This window comes from Chitinophaga flava, assembly GCF_003308995.1.
In the GTDB taxonomy this organism is placed as follows: Bacteria; Bacteroidota; Bacteroidia; order Chitinophagales; family Chitinophagaceae; genus Chitinophaga; species Chitinophaga flava.
On record NZ_QFFJ01000002.1, the window covers coordinates 2,970,113 to 2,990,456 of the forward strand.

Genomic DNA, 20,344 nt, shown 5'->3' on the forward strand with positions numbered 1-20,344 from the left:
TTATCGATATACTATTGTTCACTATTGACCTGAATGATATTCCTCTTTCCGGGCTATAGGCGTGGTATGCCCGGTGCCGGGCATATCTATGCTATTTTGATTCTGATTGATGTTTTCTTTACTTTTCCTAGCTGACCAACAATTCGTTCATATGTATGAACATAAACAAATATAGTGTTTCTATTTACAAATCAAAGGGAAGAAATATATTTTTTTATGAACGGCGGGTCTGATGATTCTCTGCGCATAAATAACATATAATTATGTCAATATCCTTGTAGTATTATGCTGACTTCTGCCCGATATTTAAGGCTCTCTGCTTTACTTAATATATATCGCATGATATTGGTACATTTTCGATGGATAGTTTCCCGGAATATGATTTCCAGGTTTATTGTATGTTTTCTGTTTTTCCTGTCGGTCAGGTTGGTTGTTGGTGCGCAGGATAGGGCGGAGATGATTATCAGTCGTCATAAATCTGTGTTTAATGCTGTTCCTGTAAAAACACCCAATAATGTTGCAGTAGACGGTCCTCTTTTAGGTAATGGTTCCGGAGCTGCTGCTCTGGGCGGAGCTCCGGATCGTTTGTCGTTTTATCTGGCGAGGAACGATTTCTGGAGATTGAAGTCTGGATTCGATGAGTCATTTCCTGCATCTCTTGCCAGCCTGGTTATTCATATACCCTCCTTACAATCCGCGACCTATCATGTAGAGCAGGACTTTTATAATGCAGTAACCACCGGGGATTTTCTCAAAGGAGATACAGCATTGCATATGGTTGCCTGGATGGCTGCACAGCATGACTGGTTGATTATTGAGTTAAAGAATACCGGGCATACGATGCTCAGTGGTAGTATCGAATTGGTTTCACCAGAGAAGGGGGACCATAAGTTTGCAGACAGCATAACAAAAGGTGTTGGCCCTGATGGCATACTGTGGTTGAAGCGTGGCTTTTATGAGGATGTTGATATAAAGACCCGTGCCTGTGTTTCTTTTCGTGTAGTTGGAAGTACTTCAGGAAAGATAAGTCTTCAGCCTGGAGAATCCAGAACTATCATTTGCGCCAGTACATCGGGTTTCAAAGGTGATAAAGCTGTGGACAGGATGATGACGGAGCTACGGAAAATGAACCCCGAAGGTATCAGGGCTGCCGGAAAAAAGCATAAAGACTGGTGGCATAACTTCTGGCATCAAAGCTATGTTTCAATCAATGATAGTGTGGTGGAAGCTCAATACTACAGGTCGCAGTATACAATGGCTTCCTGTAGCCGCGATCCTAAATTTCCACCTGGGATTTTCGGAAGCTGGATCACACGCGAAATTCCAGCATGGAACGGCGATTACCATCTCAACTACAACTACATCGCTCCATTTTATGCATTGTATTCGAGCAATCATCTTCAGCAGGCCATTCCCTATGAAGCGCCGCTGCTGGATTTTATGGAACGTGGAAAATATTATGCAGCCCGTATTACAGGGATATCGGATGGCATACTGTATCCGGTGGGAATTGGGCCATGCGGTATAGAAACGACCAGGAAAAATGGAATCATGATGCGGCAGCACCCGGACTATATCTCCGGAGGACAGGTGGAGGACGAAGGGCTTTTCTTTGGACAGAAAAGTAATGCAGCCTACTGTGTGACCAATTTGTCTTTCGCCTTCTACACCACATATGACCCAGTATTTGCGGAAAGAGTTTATCCTTTCATCAGGGCAGTAGCTGAATTTTGGAGACAGTACCTGCAGCTGGACAACGGCAGGTATGTAATTAAAAATGACGCCATCCATGAAGGAACAATTGGGACCGTTAATCCCATTCTTTCCCTGGGGCTTGTAAGGATGGTGTTTACAACGGCAACGGATATGGCGAAATTCCTGAGAAAGGACAGCGAATTGCAGGGACAGTGGCAATACATGCAGGAGAAGATGGCAGCCTATCCTGAACAGATAATGAAAGGACGAAGCGTTTTTCGATATACAGAGGAAGGCACTGCCTGGTGGGGAGATAATACGCTCGGAATCCAGCATATTTACCCAGCCGGACAAATTGGGCCCGACAGCGATACCGCCATACTTCGCACGGCCTTCAATACGGTAGATATAATGAAACGCTGGCGCGATTTTAATGGATCAAATAGTTTCTTCCCCGCTGCTGTACGCATTGGTTATCCGGCAGACAGTATCTGGAACGAACTCCGGACATATAGTAATCATACTTACCCTAATGGCTTCCAGCTCAATAATCCGCATGGGATTGAAAATTGTAGTACCGTTCCGAATACCGTTAATGAAATGCTGTGTATGTCGAATGGAAAAGGCTTGCGCATTTTTGGGTGCTGGCCGCAAAACAGGGACGCTTTTTTTGAAAATATCAGGGCCAGCGGTGCATTCCTGATATCCTCGGCAATAGAGAGTAATCAGGTTGTATTTGTTCGGGTGAAAAGTGAAAAAGGCAGATCCTTAAACCTCCGGAATCCCTGGAGCGGCAAGCCTGTGGAAGTTTATTCGAATAAAAGAGGTACTCGAATCGCAGAAGGCGAATGGTTAAATATAAATACGCTGGCCGGGGAGATGCTGGAATTCAAGCCTGCTCAACGGAGCCCTGCACATTTGTAATCACACATAGCATGCACAAAGAGGTTTGGGAGTTTTTTGTTTAATATAGAACTATACTTGATTAATCAATTGGTTCCCAAAGCTCAATGGCGTTGCCTTCCGGATCAAGAATATGGACGAATTTTCCGTATTCGTAGGTTTTAATATCATCTGTAATGACTACACCATTACTTTTTAGCTCTTCCACCAGCCTTTCAATATTTTCAACGCGGTAGTTGATCATGAAATTCTTTTGTGAGGGGGCAAAGTAGCTGGTGTCATCCGGGAACGGACTCCATGTGGTGGAACCCGTTTTTTCAGGGTTATCGATATCCCTCCAATAAAACGTGGCGCCGTAATCGGTAGCTGGGATACCAAGGTTTTTTGTATACCAGTCATTCATCGCGGCGGCGTCATTACATTTAAAAAATATGCCGCCAATCCCGGTAACTTTTTTCATAAAAATGATGGTTTAAATTGTTCTCTAATTTAGGTACTGGGGAGCATTGATTTATATCTTTTGCGAAGAAAATTTGGTGTTTGCTCAAATTTTTTTGTTTACCAGTCATCTCCTTATATTAAGGAGCCAGATTTATCCCGGCGGGCGATTCGCCTGCCGCTTTTGATTTATCGTGAATATACTTTTTTACTTTTATTATAAGTAATAGCGATATCGATGAACATTGGTATTTCAGGTTCATATCTATCTTTTATGAAGTGACAATCCGCAATCACCTTATCTGTAGCAAGCATATCAATACTCTTACCTCCTGACAAATAAATGATAGTTTTTTTCTAAAAAAGAGACTTTTCATGTCCTCTTTTGAAATATTCAATCGTCATGGTAATAAACATATCATTCTATGACGAAGAAGAAGACGGTTTTGCACATTATTTCCAGTGCCCGGGAAAACGAGTCGTACAGTAAAGGCCTGAGTTTGGCTATTGTTGATAAATTAATCAGCAGGCAGGAAGTTGATGTTGTAATTGAAAGAAATCTGGCAAAGGAATTACCACCATTTCTTCATGGGAATCTGATCGGAGCTTTTTATAAGGACCCGCGGTCAGTAAATGAAGAGGAGCGCCGGTTGTTGGAATATGCCGATGCTGTGGTCAATGATGTAAGCAATGCAGATATTCTGGTACTTGGTACTCCCATGTATAACCTGGGTATGTCGGCCTTACTAAAAGCCTGGATAGATCAATTGGTTCGGGTTGGTGTTACTTATGGTTTTGATGAGAATGGCATGAGAAAGTGCAACCTGAATGGCAAAAAAGTGTATCTGGCTATAGCCTCTGGCGGGAAACTGGAATATTGGCCTAAGGATTATGAGTTTATTGCCTCCCATGTCAGTGCCGCGTTTAATGCGTATGTAGGAGCTACAGAAGTTCATACGTTTAGGGTAGAAGGAACAGCAATGCCTGGTTTTCAGGCAGACTATCAAAAGATTTTAGAGAGCTTGTAAAAATATAAGACCATGAAAGAATTCACATTAATATTTAGATTAAACGATATCGCCGATTTTAAACCATCTCCTGAACAGATGCAGGAACGTATGGCTTGGCTGGCCGGTATCGCCGCTCAGCATAAATTAGCAGACAAGGGAAACACGCTGCTACCAACTCCTGGAAGCGCAAAAGCGGTGAAGGCTGTTAATATGGTCATTGACGGGCCTTATACAGAAGTCAAAGAGTTTATTGTTGGCTATGTGGTTGTTAAAGCAGAAGATATAGATGAAGCGGTGGCCATGGCGAAAGAGAACCCGATCTTCAAAATTGGCGGATCTGTTGAAGTGCGGGAAATACTAAAAAGGGATTAGCCTGGATCAACAGAAGGTCAATATTCTATTACCACATTTTATCCGGCAGGAATATAGCAGGATGACGGCATTGTTATGCCGTAATTTTGGATTGTTCAATGAGGGTTATTCTTCTAAATCAGATAGACAATTGATCCGTAGGGAGCTGTGTTCAGAAAAGACCCCAGAAAGAAAAAGAATAGTCCCTGTGTTTGCATTTGCACAGGGACCGTAAAGCCATGACTTTTATTTCTAAACAAGACACTTAGTGTTTTTGCTGCCCCGGTGCATATGGTCTGGCAGATTGAGAACCAGTCATTTTTTTAGCCTGTCCCGGAGGTATTTTCCCGCTATTGCCCGCAGGGGATACTGTATAGCAGGAGCTGAAAAGCATTACAGTTACAGTGGTTATAAACAGATATATTTTTTTCATTAAGTGATTTTCCCATATAACCACCAGAACTGTGCCATTGTTTGCGGCCGCTAACATTTCATTTTACAGAAGTGGCTTCCTGCCCACCAACCGCACCACAGCACCGGTCCCGGTATGATAAATGCCTTCCTTCTGCTGTACTTCTGTTTCTTCCAGCAGTTGTATATCGTAATGTCCGAAACTTTGCAGCAGTTCTTTGGCGGAGTACAGATGTTCCTCGTTCTTTGGCCCGCCTGCAGTAGGATTGAGTTGCTGGTGTTTTACATGCTGTTTACTGTATGCCTCGAAGATCACGTATCCTCCTGGCTTCAGGCTGCGGTCTACCATCTGGAATAAAAGAGATTTCTGATCCGGCTGAACATGCGCAAAGATGAGCCCTGCGGCATCGAACGCCGATTCCGGAAAACTGAGCTCCTCGAAGTTACCCACCAGGTATTCCAGCGTAACGCCTCTCTCGGCTGCCAGCTGCAGGGCTTTTTTGCGGCCTTCCTGGCTCAGGTCGCAGGAAGTAACGGTCCAGCCGTTTACCGCAGCATACACGCCATTGCGGCCTTCCCCATCAGCGGGCATCAATATTGATCCTATCGGGAGACGATCAAGCTGTAATTTGAAAAAAATGTTAGGCTCCTTGCCGTAGACGAATTCCTGGTTCGCGTAGCGTTCATCCCATATGTTTTGCATAGTAGATAGTTTATAATTTATACAAATCTACCCGATATGGATAGCCGGAAGTAGGACAAAAACCAAAATTGATAGGATTTATCTGAAGTTGTTGCGATAGGATTTAGGGGAGAAGCCGGTATGTTTTCTGAAAAAGCGAATGAAGTAGGAGATGTCCTCGTAGCCGAGCATCGCGGCGACCTGGTTTACCTGGTTGGTAGTGGCGAGGAGTAGTCTGCGGGCTTCGAGAATAATCATGTCATTGATGAGTTCAGAGCAGCTTTTACCCAGCAGTGTTTTGGTGACAGCATTCAGCTGGTAGCTGCTGAGATGTAGTGCTGCAGCATAGAATGCAACCTGTTTATGCTCCGGTAGATGTTTTTCTATCAGTTCCAGCAATTCATCCAACCGTTTCTGCATATATTCCTGATGTTCATCGGGCGATTCCTGTTGCCCCTCCTGTCGCAGCATTTCCAGAAAGACGATATCCAGCGCGGATTTTATCGCTTGTTTATATCGGTCCTGCTTTTCGGTGTATTCGCGGTGTATTATTTCAAGTACCTGGTATAGTCTTCTGAATTGTGCCTGCTCCATGGGAAAACAGTTCCTGGTGCTGATACGTCGTAATACTTGTCTGGCAGCTGCTTCAGCTGGTGCGTAGAAATCTTCCGTAAAATGTATGAGGTAACCCCGGCTGCTCTTTTTCAGGAATAGTTGATGTATCTGCCCGGGCCGCATAAAAAATACAGTATCATCTTTGACAGGGTAGGGCGTGAAATCGATACTGTGTTCGCCAGTGGCTTTTTTCAGTACCAATACGTAGTAGAAGTTATGCCGGTGCAGTTCCTGCAGCATATCCTTTTTTTCCATGAAGTCTTCAAGGGCCCGCATACTGAATCCACCGGAGAAGCCGGGTTCCTGAAGTGCCTGGTTGATATATCGGACCGGGATCTTTTGCATTGTACTGCAAATTAGGAAAAGTTGTCTGATGCAACAATTGTGGAAGATAGAACGACTGCCATGACTATAACATGGGCTCCTGTTTCTTCATGCCCCGGATTTTAAAGTAAATTTAATTTGTAACTATACCTACTTAATTAATTTGATATTACTTTTGAGCCCAAATGATGAGAATAATAATCGGATGTATTCTGTCATTGTTTTTTATTTTATTGAAGGGGTATGCGCATACGCATGGAGCCAGTGTCGATTATTCTTTCAAACAGAACTTTGGAAAATCGGTCCAGAGGGAGTTTGAAGCCATGAAAGGCCACAAAGACCATCTAAGCAAAGTACCATCTTCCGGTAAAAGAAAAACAAGTGATAGAATAAAAGAAACGGAAATCGAAGAGGAAAGTGAATCGGGCTCTTTCAAAAAATTGTTAGAGACCGGTATCTGCCATATTTCCTCTTTTTATGCACTCGAGCCTGGATGTATTTTTCCCAGCCAGAACACTACCCACCCACCTTTCTTCGCCCTCTTTTCCTATGCGGCTACTGATAAGGTTATCGTAAACCGTGTCATAAGGATTTGATTCCTGTCTTACTAGGCAGGCTGAAAGCACGCGTCTGACCTTTTCCATATTTTATTTACAAAACATTGTCCGGTTGTCTGCATGGCACATTGCTGTGTAGTCCGGGATGTCATGTGCCTATCAACAAGAATGATCAAACCCACCTGAATCAAGTATAACATACTATGAAAAGAATCACCATGCTCATGGGCTTGTATGCCTTGCTATGCCATACAAGTTGTAAATCATCAAAAGGAGAAGAAAAGGAAGCTGATACCAAGTTCCTTGTTACTAGTCCTGTAAAAATGGATACTTCCGTTACGAGGGAGTATGTATGTCAGATCCGTTCTATCCGAAACATTGAACTGAGGGCCCAGGAAAAGGGCTATCTGCAGGGTATCGCCGTAGATGAAGGCCAGGCCGTGAAAACAGGACAGCTGTTGTTCAGGATCATGCCCAAGCTCTATGAGGCTGAGTTAGCCAAGGCAGAGGCTGAAAACAAAGCGGCAGAAATTGAAGTACAGAACACACAAACGCTGGCCGACAAAAATGTAGTGTCCAAAAATGAACTGGCACTGGCGAATGCCAAGCTGCAAAAAGCCCGGGCAGAACTCTCGCTGGCCAAAGTGCACCTGGCCTTTACTGAAATAAGAGCCCCCTTCGATGGTATCATCGACCGCCTCCATTTAAAACTGGGAAGTCTGGTAGGAGATGGTGATCTGCTGACCACTTTATCTGACAACAGCCGCATGTGGGTATACTTTAATGTTTCTGAACCTGAATACCTCGACTACCAGGCCAGCCTGAAATCAAAAGGAGCTGTAAAAGTAAACCTGCTGATGGCTAATAAACAGGTGTTCAAATACCCTGGTGAAGTAGAGACCATTGAAGGCGAGTTTAATAATGAAACCGGCAACATCGCGTTCAGGGCTACTTTCCCTAATCCCGATAAACTGCTGAGACATGGAGAAACCGGTAGCATACTCATGAATATGCCGCTGAAAGATGCGCTGATCATTCCTCAGAAAGCGACCATGGAAATCATGGACAAGAAATATGTTTTTGTAGTGAATAAAGATAATGTGGTGAAGTTAAAACTCATCACTATCAGTGCTGAAATGCCCGATTTGTATGTAGTGAAAGAAGGTGTTTCTGAAAATGATAAAATATTGCTGGAGGGTTTACGGAAGGTGAAAGATAATGATAAGATCTCCTTTGACTATGAAGAGCCAGCGAAGGTGATCTCCCATTTAAAATTACCAACGGAATAATGTAAACCTCCAAAAGCAATAGCCATGTTCAATATATTCATGAAAAGGCCGGTCTTTGCGATAGTGATATCCCTTGTCATTATCTTCATGGGCGTACTGGCAATTAATACACTACCTACCTCACAGTTCCCTTCCATTGCACCGCCAAGGGTTATCGTGAGTGTAGCCTATCCGGGGGCCAGCGCAGATGTGCTGGTCAAATCGGTGCTCATTCCACTGGAGAAGTCGGTTAACGGCGTACCCGGGATGAAATACATGACTTCAGACGCTACCAGCGCCGGTGAAGCAAACATACAGGTGGTTTTTGATCTGGGTACAGATCCCAACCAGGCTGTGGTAAACGTAAAAAACCGTATTGAGCAGGTAACAAACCGCCTGCCCGAACTGGTGCAGCGCGAAGGGATTGTGGTGAATATCCTGCAGCCCAACATGCTGATGTATGTTAACGTATACAGTAAAGATCCCAAAGCGGATGAAAATTTCCTGTATAACTTTTCCAACGTTAACATCTTACGCGAGCTGAGCAGGGTAAAAGGTATCGGTAATGCCCAGATCCTGGGTAGCCGGCAGTATGCGATGCGTATCTGGCTGAAACCCGACAGGATGCGTGCTTACAACGTATCAACGGATGAGGTGATGGCCGCACTGGGAAGCCAGAGTGTGATCGGTTCCCCCGGACGTCTTGGCCGAAGTGATGGTAAACGTTCGGAAGCGCTGGAATATGTACTCACCTACCAAGGCCGGTATAATCAGCCGGAACAATATAAGGATGTGATCATCCGGGCTAATCCAAACGGAGAGCTGCTGCGACTGAAAGACATTGCAGACGTGGAGCTGGGTAGTGAGTTCTATGATATTTATTCCAACCTCAACAATCATCCTTCTGCGGCGATTGTGCTGAAGCAGACCTATGGCAGTAACGCCAGCGATGTGATTAAGGAAGTAAAAGCGAAACTGGAAGAACTGAAAGGCTCTTTCCCGCCGGGGATGGACTATGAAATCAGTTATGATGTGTCCAGCTTCCTTGATGCTTCTATAGAAAAGGTAATCCATACACTGGCCGAGGCTTTTGTGCTGGTTGCCATTGTGGTGTTCCTGTTCCTGGGTGACTGGCGTTCTACGTTGATTCCTACACTGGCTGTTCCGGTATCACTGGTTGGGGCCTTCTTTTTTATGCAGCTTTTCGGGCTTACGATCAACCTCATCACCTTGTTTGCACTGGTACTGGCAATCGGTATTGTGGTAGATAATGCGATTGTGGTGATTGAGGCGGTGCACGCCAAAATGGAGGAGGAACATCTTTCTCCTTATGCGGCTACCAAAAAAGTATTGCATGAGATCAGCGGTGCTATCGTGGCCATCACTTTTGTAATGGCGGCGGTATTTATTCCGGTGGCGTTTATGTCTGGACCCGTCGGTATTTTCTACCGTCAGTTCTCCATTACTATGGCTACTTCCATCGTGCTCTCCGGTATCGTGGCGTTGACGCTTACACCGGTACTTTGCGCTATCCTGCTGAAGAATAACCACGGAAAGCCTAAGAAAAAAACGCCGATCGACAAATTCCTGGATGCTTTCAACAGAGGATTCGAAAAACTAACGGGCAGGTATACACGACTCATGGAAAAAATCGTGAACCGCCGGGTGGTCACTTTCGGTATCCTGCTGGCTTTTGGATTCGGCATATTTGGTGTCGGCAAAACGCTTCCTTCAGGCTTTATCCCCAGTGAAGACCAGGGTATGATCTACGCCATTATCCAGACCCCGCCCGGTTCTACGCTGGAAAGAACAAACGAGATGGCCAAGAAGGTACAGGAGATTGCTGAACATGTGGAAGGTATTCAGTCTGTTTCTGCACTGGCAGGGTATGAGGTGCTGACCGAGGGTCGCGGCTCCAATGCCGGTACCTGTCTGATCAACCTCAAAGGCTGGTCTGAACGTAAACATTCCGTTAACCAGGTCATCGCTGAGCTGGAAGAAAAATGCCGGGACATTCCCGGAGCCACTATCGAATTCTTCGGTCCACCGGCAGTACCCGGTTATGGTGCAGCAGGCGGTTTCTCGCTGCGTCTGCTCGACAAGACTAACGGAGACGACTATAAGGAGATGGAAAAGGTAAACGATGAGTTTATGGCGGCATTGAGAAAAAGGAAAGAGCTGACAGGCTTATTCACTTTTTACAGTGCCAACTATCCGCAATATGAGCTGCAGATCGACAACCAGGCCGCCATGCAGAAAGGTGTTTCTATCGGCAAAGCGATGGACAACCTTTCCATCCTGATCGGTAGTACCTATGAACTGGGCTTTATCCGGTTTGGTAACTTCTTTAAGGTATATGTGCAGGCTGCGCCCGAATACAGAAGGCTGCCCGACGATCTGATGAACCTGTACGTAAAAAACAACCGTGATGAGATGGTACCTTATTCTGCTTTCATGAGTATCAAAAAAACACATGGGCTGAATGAGATCACCAGGTATAATATGTACAACTCGTCTGCTATCCGTGGGGAGCCTGCTGCAGGATACAGCAGTGGTGAAGCAATTAAAATCATCCAGGAAGTGGCCGCTAAAACGTTGCCCCACGGCTATGGTATTGACTGGGAAGGCCTTTCCAAAGATGAAGCCGGCAGGGGAAATGAAGCGATCTACATCTTCCTGGTGGTGCTGTTCTTTGTATACCTGATCCTGGCGGCACAATATGAAAGTTTCGTATTGCCGTTGGCGGTAGTGCTCTCGCTGCCTGCAGGCGTTTTCGGTTCCTTTTTGCTGATTAAGGTAATGGGCTTGTCTAATGATATCTATGCACAGGTGGGCCTGATCATGCTGGTAGGTTTGCTGGGTAAGAACGCCGTACTGATCGTGGAATTTGCAGCACAGCGTCATCGTGCAGGCGTGTCCGTATACCAGGCGGCCATAGAAGGCGCCCGCACCCGTTTCCGTCCGATATTGATGACTTCCCTTGCATTTATTGCGGGCCTGATTCCGCTGGTGTTTGCTACCGGTCCGGGTGCCATTGGTAACCGTACCATCGGTGCGGCATCACTGGGCGGAATGCTGATCGGAACGATGTTCGGGGTGGTCCTCATTCCGGGCTTGTACTACATATTTGGCAGCATCGCCGCGAAACGCAAACTCATTAAAGACGAAGATGAGAAACCGTTAACCGAACGTAAGATCATCATTCTGGAAGAAGATACCATTAACGCGAGAAACTGATCATAATGCCAAGAAGAAAATATAAATATATAGGAATAGCCTGTCTTTCTCTGACCTATGCGGCCTGTAAAGTGCCGGCGCTGGTTGGGAAAACAGCTGACAAGACCGTTCCTGCGAGTTACAACAATTCACAGGATACCGTCAATACTGCCCAGGTGAAGTGGAACCAGTATTTTACCGATCCTTACCTGGTGGCCCTGATCGATACTGCGCTGAAGAATAATCAGGAACTGAATATTGCCTTACAGGAAATAGAAATATCCAGAAATGAGGTAAGGGCCAGAAAGGGTGAATATTTACCCTTCGTGGGCATAAAAGGCGCTGCTGGTTTAGACAAATCAGCCCGGTACACCAATATCGGTGCTATGGAAGCTAATACAGAGATCAAGCCGGGAAAAGAAATGCCAGACCCATTACCGGACTATCTGTTAGGGGTATACGCTAACTGGGAAGTGGATATCTGGCATAAGTTGCATAATGCCAGCAAAGCGGCCGTGGCCCGCTATCTGTCTACAGTAGAAGGCCGGAATTTCGTGATCACCAACCTGGTGGCTGAAATCGCGAACTCCTACTACGAACTGCTGGCATTGGATAACCAGCTCGACATTGTAAAAAAGAACATGGAGATCCAGCACAATGCCCTCGAGATCGTAAAACTGCAGAAAGAAGCCACCCGGGTAACGGAACTGGCTGTACGTAAATTTGAAGCGGAGGTGCTGAATACCCAAAACCTGCAGTATGGCATTCTGCAGAAGATCACGGAAACAGAGAACAGGATCAACTACCTGCTGGCCCGGTATCCGCAGCCCGTCCTCAGAAACGGCCAACGTTTTGATGAGCTGGTTCCGGCTTCCATTCATGCCGGTATTCCTTCACAGTTACTGGCCAACCGCCCCGATATCAAACAGGCGGAGCTGGCGCTAACTGCTGCCCAGCTGGATGTGAAAGTGGCAAGAGCCCGTTTTTACCCTTCTCTGGGTATTTCCGCTTCCGTCGGCTATCAGGCATTTAATCCGGGCTATCTGTTAAGAACGCCGGAGTCCCTGCTGTATTCATTAGCAGGAGAACTGGTGGCGCCGCTGGTCAACAGGAACGCGATCAAAGCGACCTATTACAGTGCCAACGCTACGCAGATACAAGCCGTTTATAATTATGAACGTACGATTCTGAACGCATACGTGGAAGTGGCCAACCAGCTGGCTAAAATCAATAATCTTGAAAAAAGCTACGATCTGAAATCCCAACAAGTAGTGAAGCTGACCCAGTCTATTGACATTTCCAACGACCTGTTCAAATCGGCCCGTGCTGATTACATGGAAGTGTTGATGACACAGCGTGATGCACTGGAATCGAAGTTTGAACTGATCGAAACAAAAAAACAACAGTTAAATGCGATGGTGAATATTTACCAGGCATTAGGTGGAGGATGGAATTAGTTTTTGCTGATCAGAAAATTAAAAATAGGACGTTTCTACAATTGAAGTGCCCCCAAAAAGCCAAGGAGCTTTTGGGGGCACTTTCAGTTTAAAGTGTTCAGTGGAAATCCGGAAGATGATGAATGAATCGATGGTTATCATTGATATGCTAGTACTGCTTACCTTCTCTTCTTAATAATGCCTCAGTTAATTTAAAGTAAATAAAAAATAAGTGTAATTTTTCAAGGGTTATATAACCTGTTGATTTATAGTTTAGGGAATTAAATTTGCCCAACGAATAACGTTAGTATTTATTTTCTTGCTGGTTTTCTATTTTGAAAATAATTTTTCTTGTCCTATCATTACATAAAATAACCAAAGTCAGAATAATCATTTATTAGTATTTCCTCGTTTCCATCATTGTAAACCTATATTTGAGTTAACCATGAATTATCCCTTGTTGCCTTTGCTGGTGAAAGCCAGACTATGCCATAAGTTTAAGTACTGGCGGAGTATTGCCTGTACAGTCTTTTTTTGTGGTATCCTCTGTCTTTCGCTGTTAACTGCCTCCATTGCGCATGCGCAAATCGATGTCAGTAAACCTGTAGGAGGAACAACCGCTTTCCTTGATCAGACCGCCACTGGCGGAGCTGCCTACACGGTTCCCATACAACTGCCGCCAGGAACAAATAATGTGGAGCCCCAACTGAATCTTTCCTACAACTCCCATGCAGGGAGCGGTATTGCCGGCGTTGGATGGAACCTCAGTGGATTGCCCTCCATTGCCCGGGCCGGCCGGAATAATTATTATAACGGTATTACCTATCCTGTTTCTTATGAAAACAGTACGGACGCCTTTGTGATGGATGGCATGCGAATGTTTCCCACCACCGGCAGTAATGGCGCCAATGGTACCGTGTATGGTTTTGAGAATGAAAATTATTCTAAAATAGAATCATTCGGAGGTACAGAGTACACCGGCCCCACCTCGTTCAAAGTGACCAGTAAAGATGGGACCATCATGGAATTCGGGAACACTGCCGATTCCCGGCTGATGACTGAAACTGCCACTACAGGCGGTTCACTGGCAACTATGGTATGGTATCTGAATAAACTAACTGACCGGAATGGTAATTACATCCTTTTTAATTATACAACGATCAACTTTTCACGGACAGTAGTCATCAATGAAATCAGCTACACGGGCAATACCGCCGCGGGACAGGCTCCGTACAACAAGATCAAATTTAATTACGACAGTCGCCCGGATGTAACCACCACCTATGAATCCGGCTTCTCCTCCATATTGGGAGCTCTGTTGTCTTCTATTGTGATCACTACCTCCGGGCAGACATTCAAAACCTATCAGCTGGCGTACAACAATGTACAAAGCCAGCCCTTTCTGCAAACCATCACAGAAATAGGTACAAACGGGGTGGCATTGAACCCGCTCCGCTTTTACTATGGAAACAATGCTACCGCAGAAGATGTACGCATACTACCTCCTTATCCTTTTTTGCCTTCGCAGGATTGTATCGCAGGGGATTTTGATGGAGATGGCCAGACAGATGTACTAACAGCCTCCTATAATTTTGATAATAACGGTTTTAAGTACCATACCAAATATCAGATATTCAGAAACTTTAATGCTTTCGGATCGGTAGGTATGGTATCTGCCCTTTACACTTATCCTTCTTTGCCCTCCAATGTGGAAGTAATGGGAGTGAAGGAAAATTCCTACTATAATTTCCTTGCACAGGATTACGATGGTGATGGTAAAGATGATGTGGTATTCATGCAAACAGGACAAACCGGTAGTGGTAGCAGTGCCAGGAGATACCTGCAGCAGATCACTATCAACCATACCCGGACCTATACGCCTTCTTCCGGTTGGGGTTACCTCTCCAAAGTCTACAACCAGCTGCCGCAGAAAGCATTGTATGCGAACCCCTGTAAATATATCAGCCAATCAGGCCGTTTCTTTATCCCCGGCGACTTTGACGGTGATGGCAGCCAGGATTACCTGCTGATACTGGGTATTAATCCTGATAATTCATACGGCGCATTTCTCTCCAGTCCCGGAAAGCAGGTGCTGAACCGCGAAATAGCCAACTTCGGGGTTGGCGCTAATACTTTTGGCGACTTTTACGCTACCAGCATCGCAACTGCTGACGATATCATTCCCTTTGATGTAGATGGCGATGGTAAAACGGAGCTGCTGGTGATAAAAGGAAGTACATCCTATGTGGTGTCTATCTACCCTGTATCCGTAGCCACCGGTTATAGCTATGCTGCCAAGGTATTATTCACCACCAATGAAATTGCAGCTGGTTATCGTGTATTTCCGGGAGATTTTAATGGAGATGGCAAAACAGATTTGTTTGTACGCAATACCAAAAATAACTCCTTCGGTACCTGGAAAATGCTGATCAGCAAAGGTAACGGCCTGGTGTCATCTGCTATCCCCTTGCTGAGAAACAGATTTATCCTGCCGGGTGACGATGTTTATCCGGTAGCACATCAGTTGGTGGTAGGCGACTTTAACCAGGATGGTAAATCTGACCTGCTTCATTGCCTGGACGAGTCCGGCACTTCTGCCAGATACAATATTTATTATAGCACCGGCAATGGGTTTATTGGGGAAACGTATACCAAAAATGGTAGCATCAACGGAGATAATGCTATCAGCGGAGATCTCAATGGCGATGGGAAAATGGATTGTGTAAGCCTGAAAGGACAAACCGGTTTGATTGTAAGTCTGAAGCCAGATAAGGAAGAAAGGCTGCTGTCAAAGGTGGTAAACGGCTTCGGTGCGGAAAACACCATCACTTACTCGCCTCTTTCCAAAAGTGCATCCGCTGTTTACAGCCGGTCTCCGGAATATGAGTATGCCAATGCAAGTGAAATAAACGGCGGATCATCATACCTTTATGCTTACCCTTATCAGGTAATTCAACCCAGTCTGAATGTAGTTACTTCCATCGGCTCTCCTGATGGTATTGGAGGGACTGCCTATAACCGCTATACCTATCAGGACGCCATGTTTCAAAAAACAGGCCGCGGTTTTCTGGGCTTCCGGAAAATAGCGGTTGATAATGGCAGCAATTATTCCACTACCACCACACTAAGTGAAATCAATACCCAGTTCCTGGCGCCGTATGTCACTAAAAAAACTGTGACCTATGGTGGCAATGTTTCAGAGACACGCCCCACCTATACTTTCGTGCCGGTTGGATCAGGATATTTTGATAAACGTTTTGAACAACGGCTGACCAAACTATTGGATATTGACTACATTACCAACACTGGCCGACAAACGACCAACACCTATGATAACACTGGTAATATCACTAACAGTGTAATCGTCAAAGGTGCATGGAATGGAACAGACATCGCAGCTACTGAAACCAATACGCAGGACATTACTTATGGTAACTATGGATCTCCTGTTCCTTCCAGCCCGGAGTCCATTACCGTTACCAATACCAGACAAGGCTCACCCGCTGTAACAAAAAAAATAGCATATACCTATAAACCTAATGGCCTCACTGCCACCAAAACAGAGTTTGATGGTAAGCCCAAAGCAGTTACCACTACATTAACCTACGATGCTTTTGGCAACGTGACGAACTCTGTGTTGTCTGCAACAGGCCTTACATCGCGCTCTGAAACATTGGCATATGATCCTTCCGGCAGATTTATGCTGAAGCGCACTGGTGCTGGTGGTGGTATCAGCCGTAGTGAAACCTACACTTATGATCCGCTGTGGGGTAAAATGGCTAGCTATCTTTCTGTAGATGGTAAATCCACTACCTATGAATATGATGCTTTTGGCAGGATGGCCAAAACATCGGTACCTGATGGATTTGCCATCAGCCAGTCACTATCCTGGGAATCATCCGGTGGTGTATACTCTGGCTCTACCAGTCAGCCTGGCGGTGGTAATGATGTGAAAATATGGTACGATATCCTGGGTAGGGAAGTGAAAAGACAAACCAGCGGCTTCGGCAATACGGTGATGTTACAAACAACGACCTACGATGTCAAAGGTAATGTGAATAATAAGACCGCACCTTATTATGCCAGCGAAATGCCGGCCACTACCAGCTATACTTATGACGGTTACAGCCGCTTGTCCACACAGACGGAGGGCCGGGGAATTTCCAACTACAGTTATCAGGCGATGCCCGGTGGTCTGCTCAAAGTGAGTATTACCAATCCCGCAGGCCAGGTAACCAGTCGCACCACCGATGCCACAGGCAAAGTTGTAGCTGCCACCGATAATGGCGGGCAACTCGATTTCAGCTATGACAGCTGGGGTAACCAGTTAAAAGTGAACCACGGCAGTTTTGAGCTGATTAAAAACCAGTATGATGACTATGGCCGCCAGACACAGATGACCGACAAGGATGCAGGTACAGCTATCTATGATTATGATGCATTTGGCCAGCTGACCGGCCAGAAAGACAATATGGGAAATACCTACAACCTCACCCTCGATGGCCTGGGTCGTGTTACCCAGCGCCAGGGGCCGGACGGTATTACCTCCTATACCTATTTCAATGACCCTGCCAATGGGTATAACAATGATAACCTTGCCAGCGAAACCGGGCCTAACGGCGTAGTAAAAGAATATGAATATAACGCCAAACGAAAATTGTCTAAGGTAAAGCAGAAGGTCGACGGTCTTGAGTTCGTGTTTCAATACGAGTATGATACTTACGGTAACCTTAGTAAAACGACTTATCCTTCCGGCCTCATTATTAATCAGGCCTATGACAGGAATGGTACCGTAACTGCCATCAGCACCGGAAGTGGCCTGGGCTTGTTTACCGCCACCTCTATGAATAGTCTGGGCTATTATACCGGCTATACTACCGGCAATGGTAAAACCAGCATAGCAACGTTTGATCTTCCTACGGGTAGGCCTAAACGTTTTTATACTCCTGGTATACAGGACCTGAACTTTACCTATGAAAACACCAGTGGTAACATGACCAGTCGTTATGATGCCATTCAGGGGCATACAGAAGTGTTCACTTATGATAACCTGAACAGGCTGGCCTCCACCAAACTGGATGGAACGGTTACGCAGAATATTACCTACGACAACACCGGCGGTGTATCATTAGGTAATATTACCGCCAAAACAGATGCCGGTAATTATGTCTACAATGACCAGCTGATTCATGCGGTGAACTACATCACCAACCCGGCGGGAGCAACCACCCCGCCACCGGTGATTCCTTCCGCACAGCAGGATATAACCTATACGCCCTTCCTGAAAACGGCTACCATCAAGGAAAACGACTACCAGCTGGCATATACCTATACACCTGCCGGTCAGCGTATCAAATCGGAGCTTTCACAGAATGGGACTTTCCTGGAAAGGAAATTCTATCTGGGTACTTACGAGAAGTATGTTGCCGCAAACGGTACCGTAAGGGAAGTGCACTATGTAGCTGGCGGTAACGGTCTTTGTGCGCTGATTGTGAAAACCAATGGCGTTGAAAAAACCTATTACGTATACGTAGACCATCTTGGCAGCCTTCTTTCCATCACGGATGAAAACGGCGCCATAGTAGCACAGCAAAACTTCGATGCTTGGGGACGCAGCCGTAATCCATCTACCTGGGCCTATAGCGGCGTTACACCCAATCCGGAATGGCTCAGCAGAGGTTTTACCGGTCATGAGCATCTGGATAAGTTTTCGCTTGTAAACATGAACGGTAGGATCTATGATCCGGTACTGGGCCGCATGTTGAGCCCGGACAACTATGTACCTTTACCATACGGCACACAGGGGTATAACAGGTACGGCTATGCGAATAATAACCCGATGATCTATGCTGATGAAGATGGTAACTTCTGGAATCTCATCATTGGCGCATTGATTGGCGGAGCGATGAACCTGTTTGCCAACAAGGACAAGATCAATAATTTCTGGGACGGATTAAAATACTTTGGTATTGGTGCAGCAGCAGGGGCCATCGGAGCGGGTGTAGGCGCAGGCGTTAGTTCCGCGCTGGCAGGAGGCTCTTTTGGCGCTGGTTTTATGGGTACTTCCGCAGCAATGACAGCTACCTCCAGTTTCATTAACGGAGCGATTGTTGGGGCTGCAGGAGGGGCTGCCGGTGGGTTTGTCGGAGGATTGGGCAATGGGCTGGCTGATGGACAGAACCTGGGCCAGGCATTTGGCAGTGGTTTGAAAGGAGGCCTTTATGGCGGTTTGATAGGTGGTGTCACCGGTGGCCTTGCCGGCGGTATTGATGCAGCCATTCGTGGAAGAAGATTCTTTGATGGAGCCACTGTTACTAAAGTGGTGGAAGCAGACCAGTCTATTCCTATAGTTGGTCAAAGAGGAGACAATAACTGCCTGCCCGCTTCTGCGGAATCTGTAGACAAATCGTTGGGTGGTAATATGACACAGGAACAGGTGAGGAATGCCGTAGCGCCTGGTACAGACCCTAAAACAGTTCCACTGGGAGACGGGGATGTGTGGAGCGGATACGCGAATGAAGCAGGAAGGCAAGTGCAGGGTCAGAGTGCTGCTAATGTAAGCTTCTGTGAAATCGCAGATAAAATGAATGCAGGTAACAGGGTATCTGTGGGACTTCGTCCAACCAGTGGACAGACGGTTGGTCACTCAGTGGTTGTAAAAAGTGTTATCTCCAAAACAATCACCAAAATAAGCGGTAAAGTGATATATCAGTCTATCCTGAGGGTCATGGACCCGGCAAACGGAGGTCATTTGAACCCTATCAAAACAACAGGTTGGCAAACCCTGCCCGTAGAGAAACTGAGTAATATCTTCTTTTTAAGATAAACTATTTTTATGAAATATACCAGGATGCTTATTGGCATACTTGCAATCATCAGCTTGCCGGATTTTGCAGTCGCACAATGCCACTTTATCTGTAATGAAGCGATACATGCAACCAGTGAAGAGAATACCCTTAAACTGATCGCTCGTAGCCTGAAAAGCCAGCGCTCTTTTCAGGTACCGGCAGGTTATCGCGTTATTCCTATTTATAAAGTGTCTGCCGACAGTCTGAAAAAAACTGACTTTACGCCCGGCCAGCTGCCCCGGAATCTGAAATATACCTATCAGCAGATTCCCGGCAGACGCACCATATACCTGCTGCAGGACGCGCTGCTCGTAGACAGTACCGGTCAATTATTCGGATACGCTCAGGGATATGAAGTCTTCGGGATAAATAGTACTGTCAGTAAATTCCAGCAAGGATTAAAAAAACTTGCCGCTGATATTAAAAAGGAGAACATTACCTGCCTTTGTACTATTATCAACCTGAAATCATTTAACATTTTCAGGGTGGCTGGTACTCAGATCTCCGTCAGTGAACAGCTGGAAAGTAATATTGTGTATCCATTACAAGTATTCCTGGACACGAGATGGGATATTACCACCTCATTGTAA

The 20,344-nt window shown here is 45.7% G+C and carries 12 protein-coding genes; 9 read left to right on the forward strand and 3 right to left on the reverse strand.

Going from position 1 to position 20,344, the window contains the following annotated elements; genetic code table 11:
• Nucleotides 1-378 precede the first annotated feature (378 nt).
• Nucleotides 379-2,619 carry a glycosyl hydrolase family 95 catalytic domain-containing protein gene (locus DF182_RS27695; RefSeq protein WP_113619000.1) on the forward strand — a complete coding sequence of 747 codons (2,241 nt, stop codon included), beginning with the start codon at nucleotides 379-381 and terminating at the stop codon, nucleotides 2,617-2,619.
• A gap of 61 nt (nucleotides 2,620-2,680) precedes the next feature.
• On the opposite strand, the gene DF182_RS27700 is transcribed toward DF182_RS27695, so the two are convergent.
• Entirely contained in the window at nucleotides 2,681-3,058 is a 378-nt protein-coding gene (locus DF182_RS27700) for a VOC family protein (RefSeq protein ID WP_113619001.1), read from the reverse strand.
• Nucleotides 3,059-3,461: 403 nt separating this feature from the next.
• On the opposite strand from DF182_RS27700, the gene DF182_RS27705 reads away from it, so the two are divergent.
• On the forward strand, nucleotides 3,462-4,064 hold the full coding sequence (locus DF182_RS27705) for an FMN-dependent NADH-azoreductase (protein ID WP_113619002.1): 603 nt from the start codon (nucleotides 3,462-3,464) through the stop codon (nucleotides 4,062-4,064).
• A 12-nt stretch (nucleotides 4,065-4,076) separates the two neighbouring features.
• Nucleotides 4,077-4,418, forward strand: a complete 342-nt coding sequence (locus tag DF182_RS27710) for a YciI family protein (protein WP_113619003.1) — start codon at nucleotides 4,077-4,079, stop codon at nucleotides 4,416-4,418.
• Between the two features lie 475 nt (nucleotides 4,419-4,893).
• On the opposite strand, the gene DF182_RS27720 is transcribed toward DF182_RS27710, so the two are convergent.
• Nucleotides 4,894-5,511, reverse strand: coding sequence for a class I SAM-dependent methyltransferase (locus DF182_RS27720; protein WP_113619005.1), 618 nt, complete (start codon nucleotides 5,509-5,511; stop codon nucleotides 4,894-4,896).
• A 78-nt stretch (nucleotides 5,512-5,589) separates the two neighbouring features.
• Nucleotides 5,590-6,450, reverse strand: coding sequence for a helix-turn-helix domain-containing protein (locus DF182_RS27725; protein ID WP_113619006.1), 861 nt, complete (start codon nucleotides 6,448-6,450; stop codon nucleotides 5,590-5,592).
• A 164-nt stretch (nucleotides 6,451-6,614) separates the two neighbouring features.
• On the opposite strand from DF182_RS27725, the gene DF182_RS27730 reads away from it, so the two are divergent.
• The 6 genes from DF182_RS27730 (at nucleotide 6,615) to DF182_RS27755 (ending at nucleotide 20,344) form a co-directional block, all read left to right on the forward strand.
• Nucleotides 6,615-7,025, forward strand: a complete 411-nt coding sequence (locus tag DF182_RS27730; RefSeq protein WP_147243567.1) for a hypothetical protein — start codon at nucleotides 6,615-6,617, stop codon at nucleotides 7,023-7,025.
• Between the two features lie 164 nt (nucleotides 7,026-7,189).
• Nucleotides 7,190-8,275 carry an efflux RND transporter periplasmic adaptor subunit gene (locus DF182_RS27735; RefSeq protein ID WP_113619008.1) on the forward strand — a complete coding sequence of 362 codons (1,086 nt, stop codon included), beginning with the start codon at nucleotides 7,190-7,192 and terminating at the stop codon, nucleotides 8,273-8,275.
• A gap of 24 nt (nucleotides 8,276-8,299) precedes the next feature.
• On the forward strand, nucleotides 8,300-11,491 hold the full coding sequence (locus DF182_RS27740) for an efflux RND transporter permease subunit (protein WP_113619009.1): 3,192 nt from the start codon (nucleotides 8,300-8,302) through the stop codon (nucleotides 11,489-11,491).
• A gap of 5 nt (nucleotides 11,492-11,496) precedes the next feature.
• Nucleotides 11,497-12,927: a TolC family protein gene (locus DF182_RS27745; protein ID WP_113619010.1), complete on the forward strand. Its 1,431-nt coding sequence runs from the start codon at nucleotides 11,497-11,499 to the stop codon at nucleotides 12,925-12,927.
• Between the two features lie 424 nt (nucleotides 12,928-13,351).
• Entirely contained in the window at nucleotides 13,352-19,732 is a 6,381-nt protein-coding gene (locus DF182_RS27750) for a SpvB/TcaC N-terminal domain-containing protein (protein ID WP_113619011.1), read from the forward strand.
• A 9-nt stretch (nucleotides 19,733-19,741) separates the two neighbouring features.
• Nucleotides 19,742-20,344 carry a hypothetical protein gene (locus DF182_RS27755; RefSeq protein WP_113619012.1) on the forward strand — a complete coding sequence of 201 codons (603 nt, stop codon included), beginning with the start codon at nucleotides 19,742-19,744 and terminating at the stop codon, nucleotides 20,342-20,344.

Bases quoted from the DNA above. Each gene is read 5' to 3' on its own strand.
- DF182_RS27695 (WP_113619000.1), top strand. From the start codon at position 379: ATGATTTCCAGGTTTATTGTATGTTTTCTGTTTTTCCTGTCGGTCAGG.
- DF182_RS27700 (WP_113619001.1), bottom strand. From the start codon at position 3,058: ATGAAAAAAGTTACCGGGATTGGCGGCATATTTTTTAAATGTAATGAC.
- DF182_RS27705 (WP_113619002.1), top strand. From the start codon at position 3,462: ATGACGAAGAAGAAGACGGTTTTGCACATTATTTCCAGTGCCCGGGAA.
- DF182_RS27710 (WP_113619003.1), top strand. From the start codon at position 4,077: ATGAAAGAATTCACATTAATATTTAGATTAAACGATATCGCCGATTTT.
- DF182_RS27720 (WP_113619005.1), bottom strand. From the start codon at position 5,511: ATGCAAAACATATGGGATGAACGCTACGCGAACCAGGAATTCGTCTAC.
- DF182_RS27725 (WP_113619006.1), bottom strand. From the start codon at position 6,450: ATGCAAAAGATCCCGGTCCGATATATCAACCAGGCACTTCAGGAACCC.
- DF182_RS27730 (WP_147243567.1), top strand. From the start codon at position 6,615: ATGATGAGAATAATAATCGGATGTATTCTGTCATTGTTTTTTATTTTA.
- DF182_RS27735 (WP_113619008.1), top strand. From the start codon at position 7,190: ATGAAAAGAATCACCATGCTCATGGGCTTGTATGCCTTGCTATGCCAT.
- DF182_RS27740 (WP_113619009.1), top strand. From the start codon at position 8,300: ATGTTCAATATATTCATGAAAAGGCCGGTCTTTGCGATAGTGATATCC.
- DF182_RS27745 (WP_113619010.1), top strand. From the start codon at position 11,497: ATGCCAAGAAGAAAATATAAATATATAGGAATAGCCTGTCTTTCTCTG.
- DF182_RS27750 (WP_113619011.1), top strand. From the start codon at position 13,352: ATGAATTATCCCTTGTTGCCTTTGCTGGTGAAAGCCAGACTATGCCAT.
- DF182_RS27755 (WP_113619012.1), top strand. From the start codon at position 19,742: ATGAAATATACCAGGATGCTTATTGGCATACTTGCAATCATCAGCTTG.